We start from the raw sequence: 18,777 nt of genomic DNA, 5'->3' as shown, positions 1-18,777 counted from the left end.
AATGAATAAAAGACTACAAAAACAAAACAGTTATATCCCAATATTGACCACGCCGGCGGGTGGTTGTTTAACACTAGCGAACTGGCAAGAAACAGGTGTGCAAACGGTATGTTTGCAGCTTCATATTCTGCTACTGAAACCTGGGGTTTCCCTCCTTAATTCTCTGCCAAATTTAAAGACCTATTATGGATGGCAAGGTACCATTGTTTTGGATGCTCGTTTAAGTCCTGCAAATAATGAAGGTGTTTATACTATTCTATCTCCCTATGATGGGAGTCGTGTACGAATAGAAAGAAGACAACTTGTTTCTCTAATCATCACCCTTCACCCAGATATCGTTCTTTTGCCTGACGATTTTGATGTACAATTCCTATCCTCAGCGCCAAAAAGCATACTACCCTTAATTCCACCACATGAGGTATATTCAATCTCTAGGGATAATTCTGTCTATTATGTACAGTACCAGCCAGAGATGTCATTTACCAACGTTCTCAATCAACTCAAACAATACGGGAAGAAAGTTGTTTATTTGGCTGGAGATTTTGCTTTAACGGAATTAGCGCCTTTAGCAGAATATCATCTGAAAATCATCTCAGATATGCCTGCGAAACAGGCTTTAGCAGGAGAAGTTTATAGTGAAGGTGGTCTCTTAGAGATACATCACATCGGTATGGCTCATCAACACATAACAATCGAGAAGCATTGCGCTTGTCCTACATGTCAGCAAAAACTCACACGTGCCTATCTTCACCATCTCTTTCTGCACACACCACTGCTGTGTCAGCGTTTTCTTATTCAACACAATGTTTATTATTATCAGCACGCTCTGCAGAAAAATATACGCATTACAAATACCGAATAAATAAGAATTTTTATCCTCAAATAATAAGCGGTACATCCCAAGTAATTACAAAAGATTAAGGCTATTTAATGTTATCAAAGTAAGCGTAGCAACTATCTTAAATTTAATTCAAGACAGTTGCTACGCTTGTTAAGTCGATGGTGTTAAGTGAGCTTCATTTGATTGGGACAATTCTTTTCTCGAACATTCCTCACTTTGGTCAAAAATTGAAGTACGCAATCTGTGCCCCCGCCTGTTGCCTCAATAGAACCTGTTGCCGAAGGACAAAAAATATACTGAGTCGTTGCCTCAGAATAGGTGTTGCTTTTGAGAGGTTTTGTTGCGATTAAAAAATAATTGCTATTGAGCCTGGTGGGTGTGTGGGCGAGAAGCCTGTGAGTGTGGGCAATAACTGTGAATAACGTCTTTTTGTTATTCATGGTTTTGTCCACACGTCCCATAGGGCACAGGCTGGTCCGAAGGACTCGTCCATCATATCCACAGGCTTTATGTTCCTGTCTTTTTACAATATTGAATAAGACTTTCATTAAAGAGCCTTTCTTTGTTTTACATGTTGAATATTCACTAATCTAAATATTAATTTTAGCTTTTTTTGAATCTTTTTTTGCAAGTCAAACGGGTCGAGTGTATTAAAGGTCTCTTGTAATTTTGTTTTCTGAGCGAGAGTAAGACCATTCGACGTCATCAGTCGCTGATAGGGCGTTTGGGGTTGATCATATTTTTTGATTACACGGGATTGAATTCGTACTTTGTCAATGAGCTTAATGCAAGGATAGAAAAAATTAAATAACAAGGAGACTTCGTTAGAATATAAGTCATTCATAAGCTCAACGAGCTTTGGATTACCAAAACGATGATAACCAAACAGTTGACGCACATGAGTCCAGTTCTTTTGTTCAACATGTGCATTATCGTCTTTTTTATAAGGACGAGAGCGAGTAAATTGAACCGCTTTTTGTGGGTCCCGCTCAGTAAAATAATGAATGAGATGCCAATTGAGAAACTCTGAGCCGTTATCACAATCAAACCCTTTGATTTCAAAAGGTAAATTTTTTTCTATGTCTTGAATACCCCCCAAGACACCATGAGCTCCTTTATTCCAAGTGGCCCGCATTTCTGTCCAGCCACTGAAAATATCCGTCAGCGTAATAGACCAAACAAAATCACCGGCTAGTGATGCTCCACAATGCGCAACGCTGTCGGCCTCCATAAAACCCACTTCGTTAGTATTCCACTGATTCGTATTGACTGGAATTTGATTCCTGAGAATACTTCCAGGCTTTGTTCCACTTAAGCCTTTTCCATAGCGAGTTTTAACAGGCTTGAGTAAGCGATCAATTGTAGCAGCGCTCATGGTTAGCAGTTGAGAGGATATCTCCGCCGCTAAAGGCTCATAATGATTTTGATAATGAGGTAACCATAAGGGAAGAGCTCTCTTTAATCGTTTACCACACATCTGATCCGTGCCAAGCCATATCTTTTTTAAAGGCTCCAGCAATATGGATGGGTCATAGGTCTTCTTTTTTCCAACTTTCTTCGGACTTTTATCAGAAATGGGTAACTGTCTTAATAAACGAGCTGCTGCTTTGCGATGATAATGATGCGTCTCGCAAAATTCATCCAGAATGCGTTTTTTTAACGCTCTATTGCCTCGTTGATAGCGGATACGCTGTATTTTTAGATACAAATCCATATTCACTTGCCCCATTTCTGTTCCTCTCGCTCGGCAACAGCCATATTGAGGCAACGAAGCAATTTATGGACTTATTTACGTCATCCTTCGGCAACAGATAATTTGAGGCAATTCGCCCGCCTGTTCATGGAATCATATTTAATCTTAGCTTAATAATAATTATGTACAATAACTACAGAAATTGCTCTCAAGTTTGCGGAAGTATGTGATGACTAAAAGCGCTTTTGAAACAATACCAACACATAAGACAGTATTTATTCCATTGCCAATTTATGATAAAGATGAGTTGTGGAGGCGTGAATGGAGAGCAAAGTTCCAACTTCTACTCCAAAAATTAGATAAAGAGAAGCAAGAAAAATTTGCTTCAAACTTCGATTTTACAAAGCTTTCTGAATTATTGACAAATTTTTTCAGGGGAAGGACATTTCAGGTTGGAGAATCATTTAAAGAAGCTGAAGATATTGTTAATCAACATAGTCATTACAGTTATTTTATTATAGTGAAAGTCAGAATTCCACTGGATCGTTTAGGGGCAAGAGCTTCTGCCAGTCCTAACATATATCGCAACGAATATTTATGGTTGAAAGAGAATACTGCATTCACTGCAAGTGACATAGTCTCGGCAAGACCAATGGAGCTCTATACAAACACGAAAAAGATGCTTCATCTTACAGAATCTGAATTACTGTGGCCTGAAAAATTAATTGTTGTAAATCCCAAGGCAGTAAAATTTTTATATCCACAAAGTTCTAGCACGTTAGAAATTGATCAATCTAAATTTAGTTCAGAACAACTTCAAAACATTCAAGATGTTATTAACCAACTTAATAAAGAAATTAACAGTCGCTGGCCTTATCCTAATAAACATATTAAGCAAGAAAAAGTTGACGCGTTGGAAGAACTCATAGAGCTATCTAAAACTAAAGAAATAGACGAGGCTATTCACCTAATTGAAGAAAAATATAAGAATGTTAGAAGCGGCAAAATAAGTACAAGAACAGCAGCTTTATTAGATGATCTGAAGTCACAAGTAAGTGTCGGCCTAAACCAGGGTTGACTTATTGAGGATTTAAGAGGGAATTGGTTTCCAGAACAATGGGAAATCACCACGCCTTACTGGTAGAACGATTCGACAGAAAACTAATCAGTTGTTATGGGCAGAATAGGACGAATTGCATACAACCTCCTTGGCGATCAAGATTATATGATTTCCATTGTATGTCAGTGAGTTATCTCAAATTACCTTAGTGCCAAACCCAAAATGGTTGCCTGCCTGCGCGGGCATGACAGCCTTTTTGTCATGTACAGAGATGGGAAACAATGTTAGGTTGTGGTGTGCTCAATAAGATGATAAAATTAAGAACACCTCAAGTTATAACAACACCTACTACACATCTAACATCTACTGTTAGAAGGCTAGAAAACAAAAACCCATTTAATGGTCGAATATATACGTAAAGATGGTATGAACGAAACTCAAAAACATTTATTAAATGAGCAATATGAGGATCGTATTGGTCCGTGCATCAAAGAGATTGTGACGTTGGCTAAATCGGATACAAGCAGGAGAGGATGTATCTATCTCATTCTTAAAGCTGTAGGAGGCTCATTAAATCCCAAGCAGTATTCTGATTTGCTAACCGAATACCTTGGTGATTCAAAAAAACAACTCTGGTTACGAGAGCGATTGATCAGTTTAAATAATTTATTTCAGCCTAATAATAGTGAGCATCTTTTCATAAAACACATAATAGATAAGCGTTTTTATTGTGATAAGGATATTTCTCTAGATGACTGGACTGTGTCCTGCATACATTATATTACCGCGGAATATACCCGCAGGATCCACGCGGAACTTCAAACATTGGCTCCTTCTGTTTATGAGGATGTCATGTCACTCATTAATTCCGAGAATGAAGATAAAATGGAACCTGATGAATTCTCCCCAGGGAACAGTTTTTATAGTCGCAGCCATTGAAAAACCAAGTTAGCATTTGAGCTAAACGATGGCTTAAACAACGTTCTTCTAGTTTTAATCCGCATTGTGTTTATAATAATCAAATTCATCAAATAAAAAACAATTTGTTTATTAAACATTTAGCTGTTGTTAAACGCATTAATAATGCCTTAATAAAAATCATGTTAATCTCTAATACATCAATTTGGACGTTAAGTATACAGGCATCTAATTTGTTACTTAATTAGATTTTATAGAGAAAAACAATTATGAAATATTTTTTTAGGGCAATACAATTTATTCAAAAAAATGAGCGCGTTGAGATACCGGGAGAAGGTGGTGGCCTTCCAGTGGTTCATATTACCCATTTAAATGGTGCATCTTACGAGCGAGATGGACTACGCACGACTGATCCGCTTGAACGTTCAACACTCCCTACAACGAATTCTGTGCAATCATGGTTTGAGGGGAAAATGGGACATTCGACCACGCGATATAACCCCGGTCAAAGGTATTATTATAGCCCGGTGGGTTATGTCTATGGGATTGAAAATGACAATGATGTCCTGGCTAATTTTAAGAGCGATGGAAATATAGGCCAAACCTGCACTTTAGACTTCAAAGATACCAATGATCTCACCGTGATACAGAGGGTTTGTAAGGCAATTGCTGACAACGAAGAAATACAAACACTACTTGCAACCCAAAAAGAGTACAAAGACTTCTTTGAAACGGTGCGCGCTAATGCTAAAACGATAGATGATTTAAATGGAAGAGTGTGCATTAACGGACTTCTATCTGAATACACGAATAAATCGGCATTAGGGAAAAAATTGCGTAGTTGTATTCGAGAGGCTGCTCATGGCGTTCTAAAAGAATATTATAAAAAAACAGGAAATAGCACGCGCTACTGCGAATCGGGCCTGAGTCCAGCTGCTGAATTTACCCAAGCAGAAGGTATTTATAAAACACTAAAACCAGGCTCAGAAGGAGCTATAGGGAAAAAATTGGTTGGTGGAGGATTGGAAGATGATAAGGGTAAGTATACTGAATCAGTAGTTCATGGTAGAGCGGACAATTTATATAGTGTTTTTGCATCCATGGATACAGAGGCAATACCCTATCCTGAGCTTATTGATGCGAAATTTGTCATTAAAGATGCTTCTGCTGCAGGAATAAAAACTGTTTTAAAAGAACGACTGAGAGCTATGCTTGCATTGCAAGATAAGCTTAAAGAAGTAAAGAAGGATTTGAAATTCGGTGTCATTGACCAACAAGGGGTATTGTATACCACAACCGACAAAGAGCACGTTGAGGAATTAATATTACTTTGCTCTAGTAAAAAAACATCTTTAACAACGTTGGATGAAAAAATTAAGGAGCATTTTACTCCAGTAGAAGCGCCCCCTGTATCTGAGGCACAAGTATGGGAAACTGGTCATGATGAGGAAATTGTTATAATTAAAGATGTTTCAGAAAAAAGAAAGACTCACAAGAAGGAATCTGGTGGGTATGGTTTCTTCTCTAAGAGGAACATTGGATTAGCAGCGGTAGCTGTAGTTGCTGCTGTAACAATAGGCGTTGTTGTATCAAGAAATAGAGGCAGTAGTTGATAGTATTCGCTATTCGCCTCGACCGACCGGCAAATTTAGCCTCAATTCCTCACTTTTTCACTCCTCGCGAAACTTTAGGGACGTTCCCTAATTCGGTAAATGGGATGAAATTCTTGGTTCTTTCATTTACGTGAGATAGAAATCTAGATATGATGTCACCCACCTTGCTCTACCCCTTGGGGACACGCCCTAAGTAGTGCAATGACTAAACAGCGAATGTGAGGAGAATGGTATGAGTTTTTTTATAAGCAATGCTATGGCTGCGGCCCCGACAACTCAAGCAGGACAAGCTGATGGAACGTTTTCGCTGATCATGATTGTTGCCATTTTTGTGCTTTTCTACTTTATGTTGATTCGGCCACAGAATAAGCGCGCTAAAGAACATCGTGAAATGATTAGTAAAATAAAAAAAGGCGATGAAATTGTAACTTCTGGTGGGATCTTAGGAAAAGTTGTCAACCTTGATGATCAATATATTAAAGTTGCTCTTTCCGAGAGCGTTGAGATTAATATCCAGCGAAGTGCAGTAAGTGCGGTATTGCCGAAGGGCACTATTAAATCCCTTTAAGTTGGGCTAGGGACAAAACATGCAGAATAAATATCCTCTGTGGAAAAATGTTATGCTGATCATCATTGCGGTGATCGGCTTGATTTATGCCATTCCTAATTTGTACAGTGAAGATCCCGCTGTACAAATCTCTTCACAATCCCCCGTAGATATGGGGCAATTGAGTCAGCATGTAGAAACCATATTGCACGATGCAAAGATAAGATATAACTCAATAACGACTTCTGGCGATCATTTGGAGATCCGATTTGCCTCAACTGATACGCAGCTTCTGGCGCGTGATACGATTAAAAATGCTTTAGGAGAGCAATATACAGTAGCATTGAATCTTGCACCAACTACTCCACAATGGATGAGCAGAATTGGTGCTGAACCTATGAAGCAGGGACTGGATTTGCGCGGTGGAGTGCATTTTTTGCTTGAGGTTGATGTCGATAGTGTTATTAGTCGCCGCTATGAAGGACTCATGAAAAGCATCGGTCAAGATCTAAGGGAAGAAGGCATTCGTTACACAGGTATTCGCTATATTGCTGACAAAGGAATTGATATACGATTTCGTACCCCTGAGGCGATGGATGCGGGTATAGCAGAAATCAAAGATAAGTTTCCTGATTTGTTAATCAGTCAGTCTCCTGTGACAAATACCATTCTTGCGGTTCTCTCTCCCACTGAATTAAATACCATTCGCCAAAATACCATCGAGCAAACGATGAGTATTCTACGTAATCGTGTTAATGAGTTGGGTGTAGGTGAAGCGGTCGTTCAGCAGCAAGGCGCAACGCGTGTTGGTGTTGATCTACCTGGAATTCAGGATGCTGCCCGAGCGAAACAGATTCTGGGGGGGACTGCTACTCTTCAATTTTATTTGGTAGATCAGGATAATGACGCACAAGTTGCTAAGCAAACGGGTGTTATTCCTGTGAATAGCAAATTATATATGATGGATGGGCAACCGATTCTATTGAAACGTCAAATTGTATTGAGCGGTGATTCAATAACCAGCGCTGTTTCAAGTTTCGATCAGCAAACGGGTACACCTGCGGTACAAGTCCAGCTAGGGGGTGGTGGAGAAAGCCTATTCACCAAGATCACTCGAGAAAATATTGGCAAACGCATGGCCATTGTGTTCGTAGAAAGCAAAACCGATACTTATAATATTGATGGTGTGGAAAAACGGATGACTAAGCGTGAAGAGCGTGTCATCAGCGCGCCCGTGATTCAGAGTGCTTTAGGGAACAATTTCCAAATTACCGGTTTGTCTGATAGTAAGGAAGCTAGCAATTTGGCCTTGCTTTTGCGTGCAGGTGCTTTGCCTGCTGTTATTTACCCTGTGGAAGAACGTACTGTTGGTCCTTCTCTTGGGAAAGAAAATATTCGCCGCGGCCTGGTTTCTCTAGAAGTGGGTATGGGCTTAATCATAGTATTAATGCTTGTTTATTACCGTTTCTTTGGGCTAGTGGCCAATATCGCTTTATTTTTGAATTTGATTCTGCTCAGTGCGCTGATGTCTTTAATTGGCAATACATTAACTTTGCCCGGGATAGCGGCATTCGTGCTAACTGTGGGTATGGCGGTAGATGCTAATGTTCTTATCTACGAGCGGATTCGTGAGGAATTGCGCAATGGAGTATCTCCACAGGCTGCCATTTATGCTGGCTATGATCGCGCGTTCGCAACGATTGTGGATGCGAATGTGACCACACTTATCGTTGGGATAATACTTTTTGCGATTGGTAGCGGTCCGATCCGTGGCTTTGCGGTGATCTTATCTTTGGGTTTACTAACATCCATGTTAACGAGCATCATATATACTCGTGCCATTGTAAATTGGTACTATGGTGGTCGAAGTGTGAAAAAACTTTCAATTGGTATTTGAGACGAGGCATAGATGGAATTTTTTAATCCCAATTCAAAAATAGACTTCATGGGGGCGCGTAAGTGGACCGCCCTGCTGTCTGCAATTATTTTTATAGTATCAATCCTTGCCTTGCTTATAAACGGTTTAAAATGGGGTTTAGACTTCACGGGAGGAACACAAATAGAGGTTTCCTATCCACAAGCGGCCAATTTAGAAGTCATGCGTGAAAACCTCTACAAAGCAGGTTTTAAGGAAGCACAAGTCATCAGTTATGGCACTTCAAAAGATGTTTTGATTAGCATTGCTCCTCGTGCTGATGTTGACCAAACCAAATTAGTTGACACTGTCATGCAACAACTTCCAGGTGCAACTAAACAACGAGTTGATTTTGTTGGACCACAGGTGGGTCAAGAATTGGCAACTAAGGGTGCCTTGGCTGTTCTTGTTGCTTTGTTGGCAACAATGATTTACATTGGCATGCGCTTTGAGTACCGCTTGGCCGTCAGTTCAGCCGTGGCTTTAATTCACGATCCGATATTGATCCTTGGTATATTTGCCATGTTTGGAATCGAGTTTGATTTAAAAGCCTTAGCAGGTTTGCTCGCTGTCATTGGTTATTCGTTAAATGATACCATTGTTGTTTTTGATCGTGTTCGCGAAAACTTCGTTAAGATTCGCCGAGCAACTCCCCTGGAGATTATGAATATCTCCATCAACCAAACGTTGTCACGAACCATCATGACCTCAATGCTAACGCTGTTTGTGGTTGTGGCTTTGTTTATCTATGGTGGGGAAACCATTCGCGGATTCTCATTAGCTTTAATCATCGGTATCGTTGTTGGTACCTACTCATCTATCTATGTTGCTGGAGCATTAGCCGTGGCTATGGGGCTGGATAGAAAAGATTTTCTCCCCAGTCAGCGTAAGGAAATTGACGATAGACCCTAGGGTCTATTGACATTTCTACTATCTTGGCCAAAATGATTCGATTTTCTGTGCTCCGCTACTCACATACTTATGTATGCTGCGTTGCGGTGCTCGAAAATCAAACCATTTTGGCGCAAGCTAGCGAAATGTCAACAGACCCTAAATAAATTAAGGTTCTATCGCGGGATGTTTTACTGCAACAGTGCGTCAATCTTGGCAGCACAAATAAAATCATTGTGGGATAAGCCTTTCAGGGCATGTGTCATGAAACGGACATGGCAGTAGTTGTAGCCGATTTCCAAGTCAGGGTGATGATTTTCAGTATTGGCAATCCAGGCAATTGCATTAACAAAGGCCATAGTCTCATAAAAATTGGCAAAACTAAAAGAGCGTTTGATTTCCTTATTGTCACTCTGTACTTTCCAATTGTTATCCAATTGCGGCATCAAATGATTAATTTGTTCAGCAGTTAATGGCTTTCCTATTCCTTCACAAGATTCACAATGTTTTTGACTTAAATCGGTTTTCACTTTAATAGGCTCCTTTAGGTTAGGGTCTTTAGACATCGGGCAAGACTATCAAGAAAGCGGGTGTTTTGAGCAGTATTTCCCGTGGTTACACGTAAGTGATTAGGTAAGTTGTAGGCATCAAGTGGGCGAACAATCACTCCTTGTCGTAATAAGCCTTCATAAATGGGCATGGCATTTGTTTTGCAATCAAAGGTAATAAAATTACAATGCGAAGGTAGATACCCCACGTTTAAGGTATTCAAGCCTGATTGCAATTGGTGCAAACCTTTCGCAGTTAAATCAAGGGTGTGTCGCACAAAATCTTCATCATCAAGGGCAGCGTTTGCTGCTTCAAGGGCTGCTTGATTGACTGCAAAGGGGGGGGTGACTCGCAATAAAAGCTTAGTGATCTCCGGGCTGGAGATAGCATACCCTAACCGCAACCCAGCAAGCCCGTAGGCTTTTGAGAAAGTACGAGTAATAATCAGATTAGGGTATTGGTGCAAGAGTTCAATACTGGCTTTATCTCCGTGTGGATAAGCATATTCATGATAGGCTTCATCAAGGACCACGATGGTATCCGCAGGGACCTGAGTTAAAAGTCGCTTCACGTCCTTGAGTTCAATAAGTATCCCTGTGGGATTATTGGGATTCGCTAAAAACACCAAGGCTGTTTTTTTTTGACTAGCTGCAATCATGGCATCGATATCAGGGTACCAATTGCTTAGTAAGGGGATTTTTTTAAAGGGTATGCCCAAGATTTGTGCTTGCAAGTGGTAGGAGATAAACGCCTGTTCATGCGTTACCATTTGCTTGCCACTATATAAAGCAAATGTGGTTAAGATGAGAGAAAATAAAGCATCGGAACCATTATTCAAGATAAGCATGTCTGTAGAGATGCCTAATTTCTCACACAATTTTTGATATAAGGGATGGTTCATAGGAGAAGGGTAACTTGCGATCTTAACCGGTGAAATTCGAGCCAGGGCTTCTTGAGCTTTGGCGCTACATCCTAAGAAATTTTCATTACTGGCGAGTTTAATAATATCTTGTATGCCTTGCTCGCGTGTCAAAGCTTCAATTGGTTTACCGGGTATGTAAGGTTTGAGAGACTGAATGCCGGGATGGGGTAGAAGGTGATAGTCACAGGACAACGGTATCTCCTTATCATTGCGAAGACTGAGATATTACCTAAGAGCTACTAAAAAGTGAATGTTTTGTTTGGGATGTAATTTGACTTCTTGATAACTGATTCGATATGATGCGCCAAATTAATTCAAAGAGGCGATATTATGTACGTAATTGCTATTTGTGGACCCCTGGAATCTGCTGTAAACGAGCTTGCAAAAAAATTACGCTTAAAGGTGGAAACTCCAATAACCATTCTTGATGAATCTAGCTATCGAGTTACTAATAGCATCGATTATGAAAAGCTAAAGAAAGACATCGAAACAAAAGAAGGGATTATCTTATTAGTCGGACATTCCCTTTATATCGACGATTCATTAAAAAAATTCCTGGGTGAAAGCCTAAAGATTAAGTTGTTTTTAGAGACATCACCAGAAAGCTGTCTGGCTAATTTTTTGCGCAGAAAGCTTGCTGAAGATGTCAAAAAAAATATTGATGAGTATAACCAGACAATTAAACCGTTTAATGACGAAGTTAATTTAACAAAGAAATACGCTGATGTTGTGATCCCTGAGAAAGGTAACCATGAAATCATATTGAATTTGCTTCACTCTAGCATCTTAGCCCAAAGCGCTCCAGAAAATGAAGAGCAAAAGAAACCCACTACGTCTGCTTTTTTCAGTTCAAATCGACTGTATTAAAGAGATAGGATGACAATCAAATTAAGGAAACCAAGTAGTACAGTGACAGCCTGTCATGTAAAAAACTTCTTTTTAATCGTTCCTAGGCTGTCGCTATAGTAGTACAGAGCATTAAAACTTGCTGCTAACTATTGCAAATCTACCCATCCAGAAGATAATCTATCGGTGCAAGACAACAATCGCATTATGGATGATAATGAAAATTCAAGGCTTTTCTTTCCTGGAAGTATTGGTTAGCTTAATATTAGTCACGAGCGTTTCTTTAGCCCTTTTACAACAACAATTGCAAGTCAGTCAGTTTCTGCAACGAGCCCTACAGCGTGCTTTTGCATCAACACTACTTGATAACAATTCTGAGCGCGTACTTGCGCGACAACCCTTAGCCAAACCGCAAAATCCCTATGAACTCACCAAAACAGAAATTTCACAGGGGCTGATATTAAGTCTTGCTTGGGGATTTGAACCTGCAAATTCTGGTTGCTGCCAACTGCAACGATCATTGATCACTAGGTAATGTGAACAATGTGCAAACAAAACGGCTTGAGTTTAGTGGAAATCATGCTAAGTCTCTTTTTAGGCATCTTACTGCTTACAGCCCTGGCAGAACATTATCTAACCGCCAAAAGTCGATATCGTCATGCCTATCTTTTATTCGAACAGGGTTTAGAACTTGAGTTGGTAGAAGATTTGATACGCAATAGCGCAAGACGTGCTGGCTTTACTCCTTGCTTGAATCTTAATTTATTAAATAGTTGTGATTACCGTAGGAAAAAGCCATTGAGAGCAATTGAAATAGGTGTAAGACCTGATGCTTTAAGTATCCAGCGGATGAGCGAATACTTTAGTTTGATATCAGAGGTAACACCGGAGATGCTTATTGTTCCGTCTGGTGTGCATTTTACAACAGGGGAATGGATCGTTATTGCTGATTGCTATCATGCCGAGGTGCAGCAAGTTTCCTATGTTCGACGTAACGCTGGCAAAACAGTTCTTGGACTAAGCAAGTCTTTAGGTTTCGAATACACAGCACCAGTCTATCTTGGGGAGTGGATAAAGGAGAACTTTTTCATTCAAAAAAATCATTTAGGAGAAAAAGCCTTATATTATCAAAGGGATCATGCGGAAGAATTAACACCAGCAGTCAACAAGTTGTCCGCGCAGTTGCAATATAATCACGGCCTGAGCTTGTTGCGAGTTGAGTTGGGGCTAAAAAATAAAGATAACTTAATTATTGAAACAAAAATACGATCATGAAAAGGCAAGGCGGGATCATTCTATTAACTACCATAATGATTCTTTTGATAGTTTCGATGGTGGTGCTGTCAGGAATGCAAAATATATTTTTATATTACAAAGGGCTGAACCAATTCTTAGAGGAAAAAGAGGTAATTTATCAACTGGAGTTCCAGGCACAGCAGTTGGCGCAAAAGGATTGGAAGAGAGGAGAAGAATGCTTGATAGGTGAGCAAAACCCTGCTCAGGTTATTGAACTCTTGCTATCTAGAGGCTGTCTACTTGCAGGTGAGAAAGCGCATTACCTTTATTTGGTTGAGGAGTTAGGAATCTATCCTTGTTTACAAACAACCTTGGGGGAACACGCATTTGGCACCAGACATTTAAGGATCAATATTTTAAGTAAAGAACCTAAGGCTGGCTTTTTACAATTACGTGTTGCTCGTCCGGCATCTTTATCAGCCTGTACAAAGCAACCAATACATATTCCCTTGGGGCTCTTGAGCTGGCGTTATCTGTCAACAGCCCCCATGACCCTTGTAACTTAAATATTAATGTCCTGAGAAATGATCTTGATTTCATTATCTTCATGACGAGCGATGATCAGGGTGTACTCAGGGACTTCGAGCCATGTCGTGGTGTCCTCGGTTAAGGGCTCGGAGGCAATGATAATGCTCGATTTTACATGACTACCTTTCATTTTATATTCATTATCGTAATAGCCATAACTCTCACCATAGGTATACCATAGGGAGTGATAACTTAAATGCGTGTTTGGCACAACATCTGCTGGTTGCCAGCCATAATCCAATACAAAGCGCGTCGCGGCGATAAATTCACCGTTGCTAATAAATAAATTGACTGGTGAATTGATTTTGATGTTCTTTTTATAACGTACACGCTGAAGGATTTTTAATGTTTCAGTAATGGCTGTTGTAATTTCTTCAATTCCGTAATTCCCTACTGGACTAGGTAGTTGAGATAGGAAAATGGCATAGATCCATTCACTATCCGTGGTACCAGTAATGTCTTTCCTATAGTCTGAATTGACATACTCTAAGAGATCATAGCGCATAAGAGCAAAATGACTTAAAGCACCGTTATGTGCTAAGGCTACATTGGAGCTGGGGAATACAAAAGGATGTACATTCTGATTAGAGATAATCTGTCTATCATGATATGAAACTCCACGTAAATGAGCCAAAAGGCAATGAGGTGAAATTTTCGAAGCTAAATTTTTTAAATTTTCATCATAAAAAGGCAGTTGAGGGGTCTTATATAAATGAGGGAATTTAGGGTTATGTGATGTCTCATCCCAAGCTGCAAGACCAAAGCCTGCTAGATTAAGCAAATGAGACATGTACTTAGGATGATAGCTTTGCTTAATAAACGAGTTATCAGGCTTATATAGTAATTCTTCAATCAAAATTGGTTTGCCGAGATAAGATAATATTCTGCACATAATTTTTTACCGGTTATAGGCTTCAATATGAAGCCGAATATCCAACTTATCAATAGATTTTTCTAAAGCAACTAAGGATGTGCAAATTAAAGTAAACAACTTATACCAGAGTTGGGGTTTCTCTTTTTGAATATCTGCTAGCAGAGTATCTGTTATTTTTAATAAGATGGCCTGTTCGCAGGTAGTAAAGGTAATGGTATAGGGGTAATCGGCATCCACACACGCCACCCCGGCAAACAGGGTTCCAGGGCCTATAACAGACAACTTGGCCAATTTATTATCATGAGCTATGCTTGATTGGACAGCACCAAGAAGAACAATATAACAAGAAGCTCTTTTTTCCCCTTCATAAATTAATTTGCAGTTTTTAGATGCCTCCAACAGTTCCATACGTGCAAACAACATTTCGAGCTCATCGTTATCAAATAACTTAAAGATGGGTTTCTGCATCATTTGTTCTTTACTTAAGTTCGCTCCTTCAAACGTGATTTGCTTGGGTTGATTGAAAGTAGAGACTACTTTTCCCAAAAAGGACAAACTCACCATGTCGGAATTGGTGATACACTCAGTCACTTTGTTATGGATACGTTGCAGGCGATCACATACCTGGCGTGAAAGTGTCTCTAGAAGCTTATATTTAATTTCTGGATAAGCCGATAACAGCTCAAAGTATGTGTCGTTAATAACCAGACATTTTACGTGAGTTTTTGCAATAACAGAGAAGGGACAAGGGACTTTTTCGATAAAACAAATTTCGCCCAAAAAACTACCAGGCCCAAGCGTCTCAATATTAGTGCTCCCTTGTATCATAGTGCGGGCTATCAAGCTAACCTGGCCTTCAATGATAATATAAATGCTATCCGTCTCTTCCCCTTGCTTAAGGATAATGTCACCGGATACAAATTCACTAAGCTTGCTATGTTGAATTAAAATATCTAATTCACTTTGTGTTAGATATTTCCCTAATATGCTATTCTCCAATTTACCAAGCAATATCTTTATTTGATTACGGTTGTTTATTCCTGGAAACGTGTTAACCATCACTATGATTTGCCCTCCTATTTAGTCTTTCTAAGAACTCAATAGCAATGAGTTATGCAAATTCATTAGTCCCTATTAGAAACATAGTACATTTTTTTGATTTAATTCAATGAAATAACGATCTGTTTTTTATTTTGTCCCGGTTTTTATTCGCAGCAAGGGGATAAATTGATTGACATAGGTGCGCATAAACGATTCATCTAGCATGGGCTCAGTGTAAGTAAAGGCAATCATTAACCTCTTGTTTAGAGTTAGAACATTTAAAAGAATGGGGATATCGGCATTTTGTCGCGATGTACAAAAGTAGCACTCAGACCACTCCAATTCTCCGTATCGATTGTTAAAAGGAAGTAGGCCGATGTTGGTTACCGTTGGTCCCATGGAGAAACGATCGATACTTCCCTTCCATAAAGCAGCTGCCTTGATAATATCCTCTTTATCATACTTGCAGGGGAAGATGGCATCGCCCGGTAGACGTACATTTTTTAGCTGGTGTTCATAATTGGAAGCGAGAACATTAATGTCACTCAATACAGTCACATTTGGATGGTAAGTCGTGACTACAGAGACGTAACAGCCGAAAAAATCATTTGGCATCTCTGGTTGACACCATTTTCGCAAATTGATGGGAGTATGCAGTGTTGTTGACAGGTTTTGGTTTAATGTTTTAACCAAACTTAGTAGAGTTGCTGCATTGACAAACGCATTGACAGAAAATCCCCTGTTTTTACAATGAGTCATTAGGGAGTGAGTCTGTTCGGCTGTAAAGGTATGGTAGAGGTTTCTGGTGACGCGTTCACCTAAAGGAACTGTTGCTTGGTAATAAATCGGCGTAGCGTCAAAATCAGACGGAGGAACGGTCTTTTGATTATCCATGTGTGTTAAAAGTTCCTCTACAGGAGGATAAAAGGGATGTTCTTGGATTGGGTTGAGATCTTGGTAAATTTTAAAGCAACTATCGAAAAAATAAGCAATGGATAACCCATCACCAATATTATGACCAGCGATCAAAATAAATTCATAATGCGGTTCAGTGTCATCGTATAACAACATTGATCGCCACTGATAATCTTGATTGCGTGGAGGCCGATTTAATTCTAACTCAATGATAGATTCCCATAAAAAATCCGATCGTCTACCAACAACTTGAAACGGAAGATAAGTTGCTCCAGGGGGATCAATAATAAATTGCTCAGCTTTAGCACCTTTTTTTATCCTCGCTCGTAGAAGAGGTTGTGATGCCTGACAAAGAGCAAGTGCTTGACGAAATCGTTTTAGATCAAGCTGGGGATGATAGAACTTCGCTACGGCTGCAATGAGGCCATTTCCATGAAAAATATCGTTTCCAGACTGGCAGAGCGCTTCCCAATAGCCTAATTTTCTTTTTTGCATCCGTATTCCTTATCTTATGGTTTGGGTTTGTATTTATAAGGCACATAGTCAGGCTTCCAAATATGACTGCGAATGCATTTTTCAATATCTTCATCACTCATGGGGTCAGCAAGACCAGAATTTACGGCTTCTTTGGCTACCGCAAAGGCTACTTGATAGGATACTTCACGAACTTGTGTGAGTGGTGGGAGTAGATTTGACTTCGGATTGTTTTTGGCTGGTGAACAGGCAGCAAGTGCTTTTGCCGCCATCATAAACATTTTATCAGTTACTCGTTTTGCTTTGATTGAGATAAGCCCAAGTCCCATGCCAGGGAAGATGTAGACATTATTTGTTTGATCGACACGGAATAGCTTCCCATCTTTTACAATTGTTCCAAAAGGACTACCCGTTCCGAGAACGGCACGATTGTCAGTCCACAGCATTAAATCGCTTGGTACAGCTTCACTATGCGTAATGGGATTAGATAGGGGCATAATGATTGGTTGTTTAACATGCTGAGCCATTTCCCGTACAATCGCCTCAGTAAATAAACCAGCCTGTCCTGAGACTCCAAGCAAAGCATTTGGATGCACATTTTTAATGACATCTTTCAAGCTGATGATGTCATTATGTTCACGAACCCAATTGGCGAGGGCTTTTTGAGGTTGTACCCATTTTTGTTGGAAGGGAAGCAAGTCTTTCGTGCCCTCGATGAGCAAACCATAACGATCGACCATGTAGATACGCTCTCTGGCTTGTTTTTCAGAAAGACCATCTTCCATCATGGCATGGACGATCAATTCAGCGATACCGCAACCAGCTGTGCCTGCACCAACAATGACAATTCGCTGCTCTTTTAAGTGTACGCCTGTAACTTGTACAGCTGATAAAAGCGTTCCTGTGGCAATGGCTGCAGTGCCTTGAACATCATCATTGAACGTACAAAGTTCATCGCGGTAGCGGTCTAATAGGCGCGTTGCGTTCTGCAATGCAAAATCTTCCCATTGTAAGAGTATATGTGGGAAACGCTTTTTTAGAACCTGAATGAAACGTTCAATAAAATCATCATAGTCTTGACCACGAACCCGTTCATGCCGCCAACCTATATATAAAGGATCCTTACGAAGCTCATCGTTATTCGTTCCCGTGTCGAGTAAAACAGGAAGGGTGGCAGAAGGATGGATGCCAGAACAAGCACAATACAAGGCCAACTTGCCAATAGGAATCCCCATTCCACCAGCCCCCTGATCACCCAAACCTAAGATACGTTCTCCGTCAGATACCACGATGGCTTTGATTTGATCGAAACGGGGATTCTCCAATATTTTATCAATACGATCACGGTAAGGATAAGCGATGAAAATACCACGAGGACGTCTATAAATATGGCTGAAATGTATACAGGCATCACCCACGACGGGTGTGTAAACAATGGGCATCATTTCAGTAATATGGTCGCAGAGTAAGCTGTAATACAGTGTTTCATTAGAGTCTTGCAGATCGCGTAAATAGATGTATTTTTCTAAATCCGTTCCCTTACTTTTGAAGGCCTCATAGGATCGAGACCGCTGCTCGACAATATTACTTTCTTCTGGTGGCAAAAGACCAAATAACCGAAACTCCTCACGCTCCTCATGTGAGAAGCCGGTGCCTTTATTGAGGATGGGATTGGAAGTGAGAGCAAAATCTTTAACATGGACTTCCAAGTAAGGGTTACCTTTTTCATCTACTTTCCGTGTGTAATCCATAATTCTCTCTCCTTTATTTTAATACCAGTATAGTATGCCCCCTCTAAATTGTGCTCAATCATGATTTTTAGAGTTCAGGTAGGTCCAAATTTTGCTTATTTAG

19 protein-coding genes are annotated in these 18,777 nt (G+C 40.0%); 11 read left to right on the top strand and 8 right to left on the bottom strand.

Going from position 1 to position 18,777, the window contains the following annotated elements; all coding sequences use genetic code 11:
* Position 1: 1 nt before the first annotated feature.
* Entirely contained in the window at positions 2–862 is an 861-nt protein-coding gene (locus CKV79_RS09415) for a tRNA guanosine transglycosylase family protein (RefSeq protein ID WP_051546101.1), read from the top strand.
* 143 nt (positions 863–1,005) lie between these two features.
* Here CKV79_RS09415 and CKV79_RS09410 read toward each other — a convergent pair whose 3' ends face one another.
* Together CKV79_RS09410 and CKV79_RS09405 are read right to left on the bottom strand one after the other, a co-directional pair.
* A complete protein-coding gene (locus tag CKV79_RS09410; protein WP_095141782.1) occupies positions 1,006–1,389 on the bottom strand; it encodes a hypothetical protein in 384 nt (127 codons plus the stop codon).
* Positions 1,389–2,570, bottom strand: coding sequence for an integrase (locus CKV79_RS09405; protein WP_095141685.1), 1,182 nt, complete (start codon positions 2,568–2,570; stop codon positions 1,389–1,391). The genes CKV79_RS09410 and CKV79_RS09405 overlap by 1 nt, the downstream gene beginning before the upstream one ends.
* 193 nt (positions 2,571–2,763) lie before the next feature.
* Between CKV79_RS09405 and CKV79_RS09400 the strand changes: the two genes are divergently transcribed.
* The 6 genes from CKV79_RS09400 to secF all read left to right on the top strand — a co-directional run bounded on the left by CKV79_RS09400 (position 2,764) and on the right by secF (position 9,499).
* Positions 2,764–3,612: a hypothetical protein gene (locus CKV79_RS09400; protein ID WP_028374092.1), complete on the top strand. Its 849-nt coding sequence runs from the start codon at positions 2,764–2,766 to the stop codon at positions 3,610–3,612.
* A gap of 381 nt (positions 3,613–3,993) precedes the next feature.
* Positions 3,994–4,533 carry a hypothetical protein gene (locus tag CKV79_RS09395; protein WP_028374091.1) on the top strand — a complete coding sequence of 180 codons (540 nt, stop codon included), beginning with the start codon at positions 3,994–3,996 and terminating at the stop codon, positions 4,531–4,533.
* 248 nt (positions 4,534–4,781) lie between these two features.
* Positions 4,782–6,125, top strand: coding sequence for a hypothetical protein (locus CKV79_RS09390; protein WP_028374090.1), 1,344 nt, complete (start codon positions 4,782–4,784; stop codon positions 6,123–6,125).
* A gap of 232 nt (positions 6,126–6,357) precedes the next feature.
* Positions 6,358–6,693 (top strand): preprotein translocase subunit YajC, encoded by a 336-nt coding sequence (gene yajC, locus CKV79_RS09385; RefSeq protein ID WP_028374089.1) that lies wholly within the window; start codon positions 6,358–6,360, stop codon positions 6,691–6,693.
* A gap of 19 nt (positions 6,694–6,712) precedes the next feature.
* Positions 6,713–8,569, top strand: coding sequence for a protein translocase subunit SecD (gene secD, locus CKV79_RS09380; protein WP_028374088.1), 1,857 nt, complete (start codon positions 6,713–6,715; stop codon positions 8,567–8,569).
* 12 nt (positions 8,570–8,581) lie between these two features.
* Positions 8,582–9,499 carry a protein translocase subunit SecF gene (secF, locus tag CKV79_RS09375; RefSeq protein ID WP_028374087.1) on the top strand — a complete coding sequence of 306 codons (918 nt, stop codon included), beginning with the start codon at positions 8,582–8,584 and terminating at the stop codon, positions 9,497–9,499.
* 170 nt (positions 9,500–9,669) lie between these two features.
* On the opposite strand, the gene CKV79_RS09370 is transcribed toward secF, so the two are convergent.
* Both CKV79_RS09370 and hisC read right to left on the bottom strand, forming a co-directional pair.
* A complete protein-coding gene (locus CKV79_RS09370; RefSeq protein WP_028374086.1) occupies positions 9,670–10,008 on the bottom strand; it encodes a 4a-hydroxytetrahydrobiopterin dehydratase in 339 nt (112 codons plus the stop codon).
* Positions 10,009–10,022: 14 nt separating this feature from the next.
* On the bottom strand, positions 10,023–11,141 hold the full coding sequence (hisC, locus tag CKV79_RS09365; RefSeq protein WP_028374085.1) for a histidinol-phosphate transaminase: 1,119 nt from the start codon (positions 11,139–11,141) through the stop codon (positions 10,023–10,025).
* A gap of 138 nt (positions 11,142–11,279) precedes the next feature.
* On the opposite strand from hisC, the gene CKV79_RS09360 reads away from it, so the two are divergent.
* From CKV79_RS09360 to CKV79_RS09345, 4 genes are all read left to right on the top strand, one after another.
* Positions 11,280–11,816, top strand: coding sequence for a hypothetical protein (locus CKV79_RS09360; RefSeq protein WP_028374084.1), 537 nt, complete (start codon positions 11,280–11,282; stop codon positions 11,814–11,816).
* Positions 11,817–12,012: 196 nt separating this feature from the next.
* Positions 12,013–12,330 carry a hypothetical protein gene (locus CKV79_RS09355; protein ID WP_035916070.1) on the top strand — a complete coding sequence of 106 codons (318 nt, stop codon included), beginning with the start codon at positions 12,013–12,015 and terminating at the stop codon, positions 12,328–12,330.
* Positions 12,331–12,338: 8 nt separating this feature from the next.
* A complete protein-coding gene (locus CKV79_RS09350; protein ID WP_028374083.1) occupies positions 12,339–13,070 on the top strand; it encodes a hypothetical protein in 732 nt (243 codons plus the stop codon).
* A 74-nt stretch (positions 13,071–13,144) separates the two neighbouring features.
* Positions 13,145–13,597, top strand: a complete 453-nt coding sequence (locus tag CKV79_RS09345; protein WP_131796114.1) for a hypothetical protein — start codon at positions 13,145–13,147, stop codon at positions 13,595–13,597.
* Here the strand turns inward: CKV79_RS09345 and CKV79_RS09340 are convergent.
* The 4 genes from CKV79_RS09340 to CKV79_RS09325 all read right to left on the bottom strand — a co-directional run bounded on the left by CKV79_RS09340 (position 13,594) and on the right by CKV79_RS09325 (position 18,674).
* On the bottom strand, positions 13,594–14,511 hold the full coding sequence (locus CKV79_RS09340) for a class II glutamine amidotransferase (protein ID WP_028374081.1): 918 nt from the start codon (positions 14,509–14,511) through the stop codon (positions 13,594–13,596). The two genes, CKV79_RS09345 and CKV79_RS09340, sit on opposite strands and share 4 nt — an antisense overlap.
* Positions 14,512–14,517: 6 nt before the next feature.
* A complete protein-coding gene (locus CKV79_RS09335) occupies positions 14,518–15,552 on the bottom strand; it encodes a cyclic nucleotide-binding domain-containing protein (protein ID WP_035916067.1) in 1,035 nt (344 codons plus the stop codon).
* A gap of 129 nt (positions 15,553–15,681) precedes the next feature.
* Positions 15,682–16,944, bottom strand: coding sequence for a phthiocerol/phthiodiolone dimycocerosyl transferase family protein (locus CKV79_RS09330; RefSeq protein WP_051546253.1), 1,263 nt, complete (start codon positions 16,942–16,944; stop codon positions 15,682–15,684).
* A gap of 14 nt (positions 16,945–16,958) precedes the next feature.
* Positions 16,959–18,674, bottom strand: coding sequence for an NAD-dependent malic enzyme (locus CKV79_RS09325; protein WP_051546251.1), 1,716 nt, complete (start codon positions 18,672–18,674; stop codon positions 16,959–16,961).
* Positions 18,675–18,777: the final 103 nt, after the last annotated feature.

Origin of the sequence: Legionella lansingensis (assembly GCF_900187355.1) — a bacterium.
In the GTDB taxonomy this organism is placed as follows: Bacteria; Pseudomonadota; Gammaproteobacteria; order Legionellales; family Legionellaceae; genus Tatlockia; species Tatlockia lansingensis.
The sequence above is the reverse complement of the archived record's forward strand: the minus strand, read 5'-3'. Positions and strand labels throughout refer to the sequence as shown.

Excerpts from the sequence above, each read along its gene's own strand:
- CKV79_RS09415 (WP_051546101.1), top strand. The coding sequence starts at position 2 with ATGAATAAAAGACTACAAAAACAAAACAGTTATATCCCAATATTGACC.
- yajC (WP_028374089.1), top strand. The coding sequence starts at position 6,358 with ATGAGTTTTTTTATAAGCAATGCTATGGCTGCGGCCCCGACAACTCAA.
- CKV79_RS09395 (WP_028374091.1), top strand. The coding sequence starts at position 3,994 with ATGGTCGAATATATACGTAAAGATGGTATGAACGAAACTCAAAAACAT.
- CKV79_RS09345 (WP_131796114.1), top strand. The coding sequence starts at position 13,145 with ATGCAAAATATATTTTTATATTACAAAGGGCTGAACCAATTCTTAGAG.
- CKV79_RS09400 (WP_028374092.1), top strand. The coding sequence starts at position 2,764 with ATGACTAAAAGCGCTTTTGAAACAATACCAACACATAAGACAGTATTT.
- secD (WP_028374088.1), top strand. The coding sequence starts at position 6,713 with ATGCAGAATAAATATCCTCTGTGGAAAAATGTTATGCTGATCATCATT.
- CKV79_RS09330 (WP_051546253.1), bottom strand. The coding sequence starts at position 16,944 with ATGCAAAAAAGAAAATTAGGCTATTGGGAAGCGCTCTGCCAGTCTGGA.
- CKV79_RS09350 (WP_028374083.1), top strand. The coding sequence starts at position 12,339 with ATGTGCAAACAAAACGGCTTGAGTTTAGTGGAAATCATGCTAAGTCTC.
- CKV79_RS09325 (WP_051546251.1), bottom strand. The coding sequence starts at position 18,674 with ATGGATTACACACGGAAAGTAGATGAAAAAGGTAACCCTTACTTGGAA.
- secF (WP_028374087.1), top strand. The coding sequence starts at position 8,582 with ATGGAATTTTTTAATCCCAATTCAAAAATAGACTTCATGGGGGCGCGT.
- CKV79_RS09335 (WP_035916067.1), bottom strand. The coding sequence starts at position 15,552 with ATGGTTAACACGTTTCCAGGAATAAACAACCGTAATCAAATAAAGATA.
- CKV79_RS09390 (WP_028374090.1), top strand. The coding sequence starts at position 4,782 with ATGAAATATTTTTTTAGGGCAATACAATTTATTCAAAAAAATGAGCGC.
- CKV79_RS09355 (WP_035916070.1), top strand. The coding sequence starts at position 12,013 with ATGAAAATTCAAGGCTTTTCTTTCCTGGAAGTATTGGTTAGCTTAATA.
- CKV79_RS09405 (WP_095141685.1), bottom strand. The coding sequence starts at position 2,570 with ATGGGGCAAGTGAATATGGATTTGTATCTAAAAATACAGCGTATCCGC.
- CKV79_RS09340 (WP_028374081.1), bottom strand. The coding sequence starts at position 14,511 with ATGTGCAGAATATTATCTTATCTCGGCAAACCAATTTTGATTGAAGAA.
- CKV79_RS09410 (WP_095141782.1), bottom strand. The coding sequence starts at position 1,389 with ATGAAAGTCTTATTCAATATTGTAAAAAGACAGGAACATAAAGCCTGT.
- CKV79_RS09360 (WP_028374084.1), top strand. The coding sequence starts at position 11,280 with ATGTACGTAATTGCTATTTGTGGACCCCTGGAATCTGCTGTAAACGAG.